The 12,148-nt window shown below is 45.6% G+C and carries 14 protein-coding genes; 4 read left to right on the forward strand and 10 right to left on the reverse strand.

What is annotated here, in order from left to right; all coding sequences use genetic code 11:
• The 9 genes from csrA to tpx form a co-directional block, all read right to left on the reverse strand.
• The coding region (gene csrA / locus B2899_RS09805; protein WP_286885422.1) for a carbon storage regulator CsrA at nt 1-238 on the reverse strand (238 nt) is incomplete at its 3' end.
• A 2-nt stretch (nt 239-240) separates the two neighbouring features.
• Nucleotides 241-690: a flagellar assembly protein FliW gene (gene fliW, locus B2899_RS09810; protein WP_286885424.1), complete on the reverse strand. Its 450-nt coding sequence runs from the start codon at nt 688-690 to the stop codon at nt 241-243.
• Nucleotides 691-712: 22 nt separating this feature from the next.
• Nucleotides 713-1,288: a DUF6470 family protein gene (locus tag B2899_RS09815; protein ID WP_286885426.1), complete on the reverse strand. Its 576-nt coding sequence runs from the start codon at nt 1,286-1,288 to the stop codon at nt 713-715.
• Between the two features lie 12 nt (nt 1,289-1,300).
• A complete protein-coding gene (gene flgL / locus B2899_RS09820; RefSeq protein WP_146810306.1) occupies nt 1,301-2,233 on the reverse strand; it encodes a flagellar hook-associated protein FlgL in 933 nt (310 codons plus the stop codon).
• A 14-nt stretch (nt 2,234-2,247) separates the two neighbouring features.
• On the reverse strand, nt 2,248-3,789 hold the full coding sequence (flgK, locus tag B2899_RS09825) for a flagellar hook-associated protein FlgK (RefSeq protein ID WP_146810309.1): 1,542 nt from the start codon (nt 3,787-3,789) through the stop codon (nt 2,248-2,250).
• 63 nt (nt 3,790-3,852) lie between these two features.
• Nucleotides 3,853-4,359 carry a flagellar protein FlgN gene (locus tag B2899_RS09830; protein ID WP_146810311.1) on the reverse strand — a complete coding sequence of 169 codons (507 nt, stop codon included), beginning with the start codon at nt 4,357-4,359 and terminating at the stop codon, nt 3,853-3,855.
• 32 nt (nt 4,360-4,391) lie between these two features.
• On the reverse strand, nt 4,392-4,652 hold the full coding sequence (flgM, locus tag B2899_RS09835) for a flagellar biosynthesis anti-sigma factor FlgM (RefSeq protein ID WP_286885431.1): 261 nt from the start codon (nt 4,650-4,652) through the stop codon (nt 4,392-4,394).
• A gap of 259 nt (nt 4,653-4,911) precedes the next feature.
• Nucleotides 4,912-5,337, reverse strand: a complete 426-nt coding sequence (locus B2899_RS09840; protein WP_286885435.1) for a TIGR03826 family flagellar region protein — start codon at nt 5,335-5,337, stop codon at nt 4,912-4,914.
• A 125-nt stretch (nt 5,338-5,462) separates the two neighbouring features.
• Nucleotides 5,463-5,984 (reverse strand): thiol peroxidase, encoded by a 522-nt coding sequence (gene tpx / locus B2899_RS09845; RefSeq protein WP_146810317.1) that lies wholly within the window; start codon nt 5,982-5,984, stop codon nt 5,463-5,465.
• A 717-nt stretch (nt 5,985-6,701) separates the two neighbouring features.
• On the opposite strand from tpx, the gene B2899_RS09850 reads away from it, so the two are divergent.
• From B2899_RS09850 to B2899_RS09865, 4 genes are read left to right on the forward strand one after another with little or no spacing between them, the layout of a single operon-like run.
• Nucleotides 6,702-7,784 (forward strand): PP2C family protein-serine/threonine phosphatase, encoded by a 1,083-nt coding sequence (locus B2899_RS09850; RefSeq protein WP_286885437.1) that lies wholly within the window; start codon nt 6,702-6,704, stop codon nt 7,782-7,784.
• Complete coding sequence (locus B2899_RS09855; RefSeq protein ID WP_286885444.1) at nt 7,771-8,994, forward strand: ATP-binding protein; 1,224 nt, start codon at nt 7,771-7,773, stop codon at nt 8,992-8,994. Before B2899_RS09850 ends, B2899_RS09855 begins: the two co-directional genes overlap by 14 nt.
• Nucleotides 8,995-9,011: 17 nt before the next feature.
• Nucleotides 9,012-11,078, forward strand: a complete 2,067-nt coding sequence (locus tag B2899_RS09860) for a FapA family protein (protein ID WP_286885447.1) — start codon at nt 9,012-9,014, stop codon at nt 11,076-11,078.
• Complete coding sequence (locus B2899_RS09865) at nt 11,069-11,422, forward strand: STAS domain-containing protein (RefSeq protein ID WP_286885450.1); 354 nt, start codon at nt 11,069-11,071, stop codon at nt 11,420-11,422. The genes B2899_RS09860 and B2899_RS09865 overlap by 10 nt, the downstream gene beginning before the upstream one ends.
• A 105-nt stretch (nt 11,423-11,527) precedes the next feature.
• Here the strand turns inward: B2899_RS09865 and B2899_RS09870 are convergent.
• A partial coding sequence (locus tag B2899_RS09870; RefSeq protein ID WP_286885452.1) for a hypothetical protein occupies nt 11,528-12,148 on the reverse strand: 621 nt, incomplete at its 5' end.

A 12,148-nucleotide genomic window follows, 5' to 3' on the forward strand; every position in this document is an offset into this window, starting at 1 on the left:
TTTTAGGGAAAGAGCTGCCGAGTTCTTTTAATTGTAACAAGTTCATAGAAAGCTGCTGTGCTGCCGCCTCGCGGTTCTCTTCCTGAATTGCATCATAAATCTCCTGGCGGTATACACTAACATGCTGTGGCGCCTCAATTCCGAGTTTTACCTGGTCACCCTGCACACTGATGACTTTAACCCGGATGCCTTCGCTGATGACAATCGCTTCGCCTACTTTTCTGCGCAGTACAAGCATATTTATTTGCCCACCTTTTCATCTGCTGCTTCTGCAAACAGCTTCGTTCGAATCGAATAGGCTTCATTCTCTAATGCAAGCTGCATCCCAAGGCGCTCACGCACATTCAGCACGATCGGAGCGGACAGATTGGTTGTTGAATCGGTCAGCGGTTCACGCAGAACTACAATTGTGTAACAGAGCACATCTTCCTGACTTTCAATTTTTAATTGCTCCAGGGCAAACGCAGGAAGTTTGCATTCGTAGTCAGCATACCTTGTAAATGGATCTATCAAAAAGAAGCATGTATCTTCTTGAATGGCATGCATCACGGTAAACGGACTATCTTCAATTTGGCGGAAAATAAACTCGTGTAAATGCGGAAAGCCAGGGATTCCATCTGCAAACGTATATACTTCCCCGGCTTCATACGCTATAGTTCCCAATAAGCTGGATTCCAGCGTAAGTGGCATAAGCGGTAACACTCCTTGTCTTCTATTTCATTACATCTATTGTACCACCGCTTACCTCAATATTTAATTGATTCTTTCTTTGTGTATAATAAGAGATTTTGCCTCTCTCATAATGATGCTGAAAAGGACTATAATGAACACCCATCAAGATTTGACCCCTGGTCCATTGGATATCTAATTCGCCTGGAACAATTTCGTAGCGTAATGAGAAATTCCCCGGCACGTTACGGTATATAAACTGGTGGTCCGGCAAAAGCTTCTTTCCTTTTGCCAGGTTGGCTATCGTGTTCCCTTTGTTTTCAATAGCTCCTAATTGTTCACCTTCAGCCACAGTATCTGCGATGTACCTCATGACCTGTTGTTTTCCATAGGCAGCAAATTCGGCGTTACGCCGAAAAATATGTTTCATATCCATATCGGCCCGGCATTCGGTCTGGTCAATGAGCACAAGCGGATTTGTGCGGTGCACCCTCATCTCCGCAGGTTGCTGCTCAATCTCTATCGATGTGTGAGCGGGCTCAAACGAGTAGCTCGCCTTCTGTACTTCCCAGCCAAGCCTGTAAGACGTTTGATGGATTTGAAGGTGTGGTTCGTTCATCGCCTGACCTCCCTATCGTAGAAAATCGAGAAGCGTAGGCTGGATGATACGCGAACCGGCAGCTAAAGCGGCTCTGTGTATGTTTTCGTTATTCTGCAAATCCATAATGACTTGAGCCAAATCAGCGTCTTCGTTATCTGACAGCATTTTTTCATTCCCGTAGTTTTGTGTGTCGAGCCTGTTTTGAATAAGCTCAATACGGTTTACGCGTGCGCCAATGCTTGCTTGCTCAGTCAAAAAGTTCTCAATATGTCCCTGGATAACTTTCAGGTCATTACGAATGTTTGCATCATCGTTCGCCTCGAGGTGCGCAATCGCATCCTTTAGCGCTTTAAATACTGTAGTAGAATCGCTCGTGTCACCATCATTATTCGGATCATCATTAATAAAAATTTTGCTTGCATCCACATTGATTGGAATCTTGATGCCTGTCGATACCTCAAGCTGTATCTCCGCAAAACTTAAATCACTTGCAGGTTTTAAATCCTGACTCGCTTCATCGTACGGTGGAATACTGGTCTTCTCCCCATTGAAAATATACTTGCCTACATACGTGGTATTCGCCACGGCTCCCAATTGATCGCGAAGCTTCTTAATCTCATCGGCAATCTTCTCCCGCTCGCCTTCGCTGTTCGTATCGTTTGCCGCCTGAGTCAGAAGCTCTTTTACACGTGTTAAAATATTTACGCCTTCACTAACCGATGATTCTGACTGGGTTAGCCAGTTAATCGCTTCATCCGTATTTTCGCGAAACTGCTTATTCTCCGCAATGTTTATTCTGTATAACATACTGCGTATAGCCGCTACTGGATCATCGGACGGACGATTCACTTTACGTCCGGTAGACAACATTTCCTGATAACGTTCCATTCTTACTAAGCTTTTATTTAAATTGTGAAGCATTTTATTATTCAACATGTTTTGAGTGACACGAGCAAACGTCATTTTATCTCACTCCCCTATCTGCCAACCAGGCCCATGCCGTTGATGATTTTATCAAGCATTTCATCTACCGCTGTGATAGTTCGTGCCGCCGCATTATAGGCATGTTGGAATTTAATCATATTGCTCATCTCTTCATCCAGTGAAACCCCAGATACAGATTGCCGTTGTGCGTCCACACTTCCTAAAAGAATATTCGAACTATCACGCAGCCGCTGCGTTTCTTCTGTTTGAATCCCTAGTGTAGCAACTACCTGACGAAAAAACTGATCAAAGGATGAATTTTCCGTCTTATTCGTACCTGACGCATTTACCGGAAAACCATCATTTGTTCCCACTTGATTCCATGTTATACCTGATGTTGTTCCATCATTATATGGCTTAGTTTTTAATTCATAAATCTTTAAGGCATTCTCATTATTTCCTGTTCCCTCGGCTCCGGCGACTGCAGCCGCAAGGTCATCCGGCTTTAAGCTATCCAAGACTTTCATATTCTTGGCGCCTGTAGTAGCTGGATCAAAAAAATCACCTGCATTGTTCAATCCATTTGTTCCTGAAGGATCAAGTTTTTGACCTTGTTTGTGTATATCATTTACAGCTTTTACAATATGTGCTGCCAACGCATCAAGGCGATTCATATAGTTCTGAATGGTAATATCACGGGAAATAACAAGCCCTTTCATTTCTCCGCCAGTAAACCATCTGTCCTCTCCGTTAATTTCGGTGGCTGTAGCAGCACCTGGAGGTTTAACAGTCACATTTTTCCCTGCCATTTCGACTACAGCATACTCTTTATCCTTAACTAGAGAGAGAGTACCAAGAGTTCCACCTGCATTCTCTATTTTCATGTCCACATTAACCATGCCGTCCGTACTCTGAGTGACATCAATCTCAACCAACTTGGACAATTTATCAAGCAATAAATCTCTCTGATCGTATAAATCGTTCGGCGTATAGCCATGTGGAACCACATCGGCAATTTGTTTATTTAAGTCCGCGATCTGTTTAACATAAGACTGAATATCGTTCGCCCTGGTTTCTACCTGCATATTAAAATCGTTTTGAAGCATTTCCAACTCTTGATACGTAAAATTAAACATTTGTGTCATTGTTTTTGCTTTTTCAATAACGACTTCACGAACTGATGGATCTTCGGGCCGCTCTGATAGTTTCTGCCACGAATTCCAGAACTCATTCATTACATATTGGAATCCTTTATCCTGTGGCTCGTTTAAAATAATCTCTATCTTTTCAAGCGCATCTGCCTGTGCCGTATACTGACCTACCTTCTTATACTCACCGCGATATTGCAAATCTAAAAAGCGCTCGCGCAAACGCTGAATCGAATCCGCGATAACTCCCGTCCCCATCTGGCCGGCCTGCCGGTCGTTGGTCAGGCTCGGATACGGATACGGCGTTGTCGCTTCCATATTTACGCGCTGGCGCGTATACCCTTCCGTATTGGCGTTTGCAATATTATGGCCGGTCGTGTGCAGCGCCGCCTGCTGGGCATACAGCGCGCGCTTGGCAATCTCCAGCCCTGAAAATGCTGATGGCATACGAATCTCCCTCTTCCCTTCTATACTCCCTACCTATTTAAACGGCATGACTTCTTCCTGCCTTTACGCTTTGCTGTCAAAAAATCCCCCGGAATGCTTCGTGTACGGATTCGGACGCGTCGCTTTCGAATTCTGATACACAGGTTCCTCGGGCGGAGCTGTCATCTCTTCCAGTGTAAAATTCACAAAGGACAGCGACTGTTCGATCAGCTTCTGGTTCAATTCATTGAGCCCCTGAAGCTCTTTAATCACATCGCCAAGCTGCTTCTGACAGCGAGACAATTCGCGCTTAATCTCGGGGGAACCCGCGATTTCGATCAAGTCGCTCAAATAAAATGTCTCCCTGCGTATTCCCCGCCGCATTAAATAGAGCGAGATATGCTTCTCTCGCTCTAGTTCAAGGGATTGGATGGTGTTGATGCAGCGAGATTCAAATTGCAGGATGCGGGCCAGTTCATCGATGTCGCCTTTGATCAGCGTGTCTTTCTTGTGCCTGGCCAGCTTCAGCATCCGCTCATGCTCGGTAATCAGCCGTTCCAGAATCTCAATTACGGTATATAAATCGTTCATAATGTGTCACCATCCGGTATATCTATTTCTGTCTACAGACCTTTGCGCAGCAATGCTTCGGCAATCACCTTCGCATCCACATGATACGTTCCGTTCTGCACCTGCTCTTTCAACTCCGCGATGCGCTCGGCACGCTCGGCCGCAGTCTCCTGTGATTTCTGCAGTTCCAGTGCTTCCGTTGAAATCTCCAGTTGATCACGGCCTTTGCCTTTGGCTCTGGCCTCTTCCTGCTTCATCTCCTGCTGGCGGTACGGGTTGATAGGCTGGATATGATTCGGTCTTTCGATTCTCATTGTGTGTCACCCCGGCTTTCTTTACAATTTGCACAGATACCACTATTCTTTCCTCATCCTTCATCGGTTTACACCGTATGGGTTATATTACCTCCGGCTTTATGTCGGCGTAAGAAAAACTCGCGGGCTTATGCCGCTCGTCCTTTTTTCCATACAGAAGACAAACGGTCGCTTTGTGGCCCTTCGGTTAAAAAGAAAAGCCGACTACTTGTTATTAAAGTAATCGGCATTCTTCATAAAAAGTTTACTATTTTTTTCTTTACTCATTATGGCCGCTTCGGTATAATGCCGACCGCTCACGCTTCCGCCGTTCCGCTTCCTCCTGCCGCTTTTGCTCGTCTTCCTTCATATAACTGGCAATCTTCTTCAAGTTGCCGGCGCATTTCTCGCAAATCGAACCGCTCCGTATCGGCCCGCCGCAGCTGCGGCACGGATAGCTCATGTTCGGATTGTTCTCGATGCTCAGACGCCCTTCAAGAATAAACATGGTAATCTGATTGATCGATACTCCGGTGGCCTCGCTTAAGTCATGGACGTTGCAGCTCCGGTTCTCTTTCTTCCGCATAAACTTATAGACCTTCTCATACTCCTGGTCGATTTCTTTCACACAACTCGGACAGACGTTTTGCCGTACTTTTCGAAATAAACGCCCGCAGCGCGGACAGTTAGATACATCAAATGACAATAGGTCCCTCTCCCCTCGTTCTGAAACGAATCGCATGCATCTATTGTACCGCACACAAGAGAGTATTTGGGACCTATTTTTCAAATGACCGGGTCATATTTACCAGTCACAATAAACAATTGGACTTACTTCGCTGCCGTTTCTTTCGCCGCAGCGATGGCTTTCTCGTAATCCGGATGGTTTGTCGCCTCGGATACGTATTCTACATACGTTACTTTGTTGTCTTTATCCAATACGAAGATGGCACGGGCCAGCAGACGAAGTTCTTTGATGGCTACGCCAAACGCTTCGCCAAAAGAGAGATCGCGGTGGTCAGACAGCATCTTCACGTTCTCGATGCCTTCCGCACCGCACCAGCGTGCCTGCGCAAACGGCAGGTCCACACTGACCGTCAGAACTTCTACCCCTTCAAGTCCGGCCGCTTCTTCGTTAAAACGGCGGGTCTGCGCTTCGCATACCCCCGTATCAATAGAAGGAATGACGCTGATTAAGCGTACTTTTCCTTGTCCGTCATTTAGTGTGTACGGTTTTAAGCCTTGCGCCAGTACGGTAAAGTCACGCGCCGTATCCCCCACTTTTACTTCTTCACCAATAAGTGTTACCGGATTTCCTTTGAATGTGATTGCTCCTTCGCGTTCTACTGCCATAATGCTTCCCTCCAATTTTAAAAGTGGGTGCTTTCTCTGTTACCATTCTAGTTGAGATTTCCGTAAATTACAACATCTACATGTTGTTAATCTAAAGAGGAAATTAAGATGCAGGGAAGAAAAAGGGGGTTACCTTTTTCTACATTGAAATCATTTTCTCATTCTTTTCTCTCATTTCCTTCGTAAATATATTCCATTATTTTTCGCCATCATGCAACATATATACTATATTTAATGTTACAAATGTTATATAATATTAGATAAATAATTACATTTTCATAGCCAAGCAGGTATTATTACCTAAGTATAGTTGTTATAAGAAATGTTTAAGAAACATTCATAACGCAAGGAGAGACAGGGTTGGAATTCACTGCTTATTACCTTATAAACTTCTTTTCGAATAGCCTGCTTAATGTTTTGTCTGAAATGGTGCTTTTTCTCTTTTTGTTTGTGTGGTTCTCTCATATCAATCCGGCCATCAAAAACAAAATGAGCGTCAACGTTACCTATCCGCTATCTATGATTATACTTCTCTACTACGGTCCACTAGAAAGCATCGTATTAAGTTTCACAGGAACATTCCTTGGCTGTCTTTTCTTTCGGCAACCCATCATACGGCGGGAAGGCCGACGGCAGCTGGCCTCACTGCTTATCTCAACTTGCGTTTATATCGCATGTGGCCCACTCTATGCATGGAAGCTGGAGATATTCCCTCTATTGCTCATACTGAGTGCGTATCAACTCACTTATTTTATCCTTGAAGTTCAAGGCGAAGCCAGGAATACAGGACTTTCCATGGCGGAATACACAGGAAAAATCCAGGTCAGCGAGTGGTTCATGTATGCGTATGTTTTCTTCAGTACGGCGGTGCTTGTTCTGCTGTTCGCACACCACCCGTTTATAACTACGTTTGCGATTATCGGAAAAAGCATTTGTTCGCAGCACTTCATGAAGAACTTTTATATACTTCAGGAAAAAAGCCGACTGCGCGATCTGCGGATTCAAGAGGCGATGAACAAGGACCTTGAATTCGCGCGACAGGTTCAGTTCCAGCTGCTGAAGCCGACTCCGCGCATAATTGAAGGGTGGCGAATCGATGCCGATTATTGTCCTGCAAAACAAGTCAGCGGCGATTATTATGACATCGCCTATACTAACAACAAAAAAATTCGCCTGTTAATCGCCGATGTGATGGGCAAAGGGCTGGCTGCCTCTCTGCTGATGACGACACTATCGGCCATTACAAGAGAAAGGATGACAAGGTCCCTGTCACCGAAGGACCTGCTCAGCTTCATCAATACACAGCTTTATGAGAATCTAAAAGCATCCACCGCCTTCATTACCATACTGTGTGTCGACGTCGATCCTGTGAGCGGAGCGATTACTTATTGCAGTGCAGGCCATCATCCCCCGCTCATTCGAAGTGCGGACGGAACGGTTCGGACGCTGACACTCGGGAAGAATGCCAGTGTGGGCATGCTGCCGAATCCGCAATTCAATGAAGGCACAGACCAAATCAACAAAGAAGATTATCTCCTTCTGTATACGGACGGTGCTATCGAAATTCGCAACCAAAAACCAAGCTGGGGACGGTCAGCATTGCAGCAATACCTCTCCGATTGGCCCGCATCCAGACCGGTATATCAGCTATCCAAACAGCTTATCTCAGACTTGACGGACAAGAATGAACACGGATTGCATGACGATATTACCCTTCTCTCTATGTCATTCGCAGAAACGGGGATGAGACATCACGAGAAATCTCAGAAGAAAGGCGGGACAGTGCATGCAGCTTTGTAACCAATGCCCAACAAATATCAACTGCCAGACCTGCTTGGAGTTCTTCGAAGGCGGGACACTGAAAAAGAAAGTTTTCCCTCCCCTGCCTGTCAGCTTACGTGATGAAAGCGGAAATTCATACAACGGAAAACTTATCGGGATTAGCCCGGTCGGCATGCTGATTGAAACCAATGCCCCCGTTCAGAATTATCTAGTAGAGATCAAAAACAAAATAAAAGCGCGCGTCACCCCTATTCATAAAAAAGAAATACAGAACCTGATCCCTTTCGATATCGTTGAAATTCTGCGTAAAGGAACAAGAGACAGCCGACTATCCAAGAAAGAATACGATGCTATCTCTACCGACAAAAAGCAGCTTGTTCATGAACTAACGGAAAAACTCAATGCGGATATTAGACAGCAAATCCGCGATGAACTTTATATCGAATTGGCGAAATCCGAACTGCTGGATCGTATGACCGTTGGGAACAGCTACATTTACGACCGCGGAAAAATTAGACTGTTAAGCGGAAACAGCTTTTCCTTTATTCAGGAAAAAGACTTGCTGCCATTAATGAGAGAAGCATTGAGGAACCAGAGGCCGGCCCGCAGCGTTCTCATTGACGAAGAAAGCCGCACCTATGTAGATGTTCATGCGCTTCCTTTCGATTTATATCGAGGCGGTTTTATTACTCTCGACATCTCCGACATTGTAATGAAGGAAAAACAGTTGCTTCAGGAACAGTGGGAAAACTATAAAGATATTATTCTCTCATTAACAAAAGGAAAAATCCATCTTCTAAATCAGGCAGAGATGAAAACGCTGCTGGATTCATACGAAAGGCAATCATACCTTGATATTGATGACGCCAAACAGCTCGCTCCTATGCGCAGCATGATTAAAGAAGAGGTTGCGATTCACGGTATTAAGGCGTTCTTACCTACGCTGGCCGTAAACGAAGCAGCGACCAACGCCTTGCGGCACGCGCAAGCATGCCGCATCGAATTCTGGCACAATGACACGTCCGTACTTATTACCATCACTGACCGGGGAACGGGAATCCAGATGAAAGATTTGCCGAAAGCGGCGCTCGTAGACGGTTTCTCTACTCAACAATCTCTCGGCAAGGGATTTCATGTAATGACACAATCGTCGGACAAACTGTACGTAAAAAGTGATTCTACCGGAACGACCATCGGATTGCTGTTCAACAAATCTGATACACCGTAGAAAAGGAGGACCGAAACATGGAACATATCGCTATCGGAAAAACGGTAGAAGATGCAATTGCTCAGGCACTGCAGGAAAAAGGCTGGGATTATGCAGAATTTGATATCGAGGTCCTTGACCATGGCAAAAGAGGGCTCTTAAAAAAACGGCCGGCCATCGTGCGCCTGACCCGCAAAGAAATTTCCGACCGCAAGACACTGGAGGAGAATGTGCTGCATTTTCTGGAACAAATCCAGAAAGAGGAGGAGAACGATACGGCACCCATAGAAATCTCGTTTGAACCGGAACCAGATATTTCTTCTTACTATTGGGAAAAGGATACGCTCATACTACCCGAAGACGCTTTCCAAAAGCCGCTCTATCTTCACCCGCCACGCTTCACGACTCTCTACCAGAACGGCATAGCGGTAAACGAACCTTTTCTTCTTGATCCTGCCGTTTCTATAGTCCGCACTGTACCGGGAGAACAGCTGGAAGATTGGAGCGAGATTTACGTTTCTGAAGATGAGATGGAAGTATCCATCCGTTTAAAAGAAGAAGTGGCCTACGAATGTATACCTGTCATACTTCATTATTCAGACAGAGCGGAGCTTCATTTTGATGAAATCGAGAAAAAAACCATTCCATTTTCGATTGGGGATATATACGAACATTTGCAACGCAGAGGCATCGTTTATGGCATCAACTTTGATGGAATTGCCTCCTGGGTGGCCGGAAAACAAAGCCGAACGCTGCCTATGATCATTGCAGCGGGTAAACCAAAGCAAGACGGGGAAAATACACAATTCCTTCCCCTCTATGGTAAATCAGACAAACGAATGAAGGAGACGACGGAGCGGATTGACTGGTTTGCGCTGCGGGACGTCGGAAGCGTGAAAGCCGGTGAAAAAATCCTGGAAATCGTGCCGCCAACCGAAGGACACAACGGCTTCACGGTATACGGCACGCCCATTCCCGCCGAGCCAGGCAAACCTCTTCCGCTGACAGTAGGACCCGGAGCAAGGAAAACAGACGACGGAAGATATGTAGTTGCCGCGTTTGACGGACGCCCGGAATATAAGAACAACCAAATCCGTGTCTACCCCGTCTATATTCATCCGGAGGATCTCACATTAAAAACAGGGAGCATCAAATTTAACGGAGACGTGATCATCAAGGGAAATGTAACGGACGGCCTGAGCGTGGAAGCCACCGGCAACGTGCTTGTGCACGGTTCGGTTACATACGGAAGGATTATCGCGGACGGGGATATCCATGTACAGCAGAATGTCATCGGCAGTCATCTGGTAGCCGGAGGAAATACGGCGTTCTATCAAACGCTGTCCTATCGTTTTGAAGATATCCTGTCCGGCCTGCAGTATATTTGCCAGGCATATGCCCAGCTCTCCCGCTCCGCTGCATTCTCGATAAACGATCTTCGGAACACGGGATTAGGACGGCTGATTAAACTATTGGTGGAGACCAAGCTGCAAAACTTTGAGAGCAGCATTCTTTCCCTCTGCTCTTTTTATGCGGAACAGCCAGGCGAGAAGCCAAGGGAAGCTACTGCGTGGCTAGAGCGCATTCGCCAGCTTTTTATCGGATTGGGTCCGTTTCAAATTCAATCCATCCGTCCGATCGAAGAACTGCACGCAAGCGGCACTACCTTAATGCATACGTTTCGGCAGTATGCGGCACAGTCCTCCCACATTCTGTCGAACTATGTTCACCACTCGACGCTGCAGGCCAGTGGTAAAATAACAATCATAGGACTCGGGTCTTACAATTCGAACTTGTTTGCAGGCGATGATATTACCGTCATCGGAAAAAACGGAATTGTGCGCGGAGGAAAACTGGAAGCCGGAAATAAAATTACGGTGCAGGAGCTGGGAGGAGTCGCTGAAGTAAAAACGCTGGCCTACGTCCAGCGCCAGGAAGGCGAAATTCTTGCAGATACAGTCTATCCGGGTGTCACCATCCAAATAAAGCAGATGCGTCATGAAGTAAAGAAAGCCGGTCGCCTGGCACAATTTAAAATCAACCATAAAACCGGAAAATTAGATACATTCATGCTAAAACAAGGAGAGGAAACGCAATGGAAATAAAGCTGGAGACAACTATGGGCATCCATATTATGCATTTTGATGGAGAGCTTGATATGGGGACGACGGACAGGTTGGAGAAAGCAATGGAGGAAATCCTGTCCGCCGAATTCCTGAAAGGCGTGATTTTTAATTTTACGCATTTGTCTTTCGTAGATTCAACCGGGGTCGGAAAATTGCTCAATTTTTTCCATAAATTAATGAATCGCGATCTCCCTTTCTACCTCGTTGGCCTGACGCCCGACGTAGAAGACGTATTCGACATTCTCGGTTTGCCGCTTGTAATCGGTCAGGAACGTTTCCGATATCAACTTGAAGAAGCGGTAGCTACCATTCTGGCTGCTTAAAAGCCCGGACACTTGAGAAAACCTGTCCGTTTGCAGCAGCTAGATACACCTAATAAAGGGAACGCCGTCCTTCGCAATGAAGGGCGGCGTATTTTATTGGCTGGCTTAGCCAAGTCTGTTTTTCAAGCGATGAATTTGTTCACGGTTTTCATGCGCCGTATCAATCGCGTAGCGCACTTCTTCGCGCAGGTGACCGATTTCACGCAGGATGAGATTATCACTCTCAAGATTTTTGACCTGTGCGTCGCTAATCAGACGCTTTATCTCATCAAATTTACTGTGCACGATGCTAAACTCTTGAGCTACATTATCAAATTTTTTATATACAGTACCAAATTCTTGATTTATTGTATCAAACTTGCCATGCACAACACGAAACTCTTGATTTATCGCATCAAACTTGCCATGCACAGTACTAAACTCTTGATTTATCGCATCAAACTTGCCATGCACAACACGAAACTCTTGATTTACATCATCAAAACGCTTATCAATTTCTATAAACTTCTCATCGATCGTATTAAACCGCTGCTCCACTACTTCAAACCTTCGATCGATCGCATCAAATCGTTGATCCACTATCTCAAACTTCCGGTCGATCGCATCAAATCGTTGATCCACTACCTCAAACTTCCGGTCAATTGCATCAAGCCGCTGCTCTACTACTTCAAATCTCTGATCCATCGTGTCCAACCGCTGCTCCACCGCTTCAAATCTCTGGTCCAT

It is taken from the genome of Aneurinibacillus sp. UBA3580, assembly GCF_002375825.1.
GTDB lineage: Bacteria > Bacillota > Bacilli > Aneurinibacillales > Aneurinibacillaceae > Aneurinibacillus > Aneurinibacillus danicus.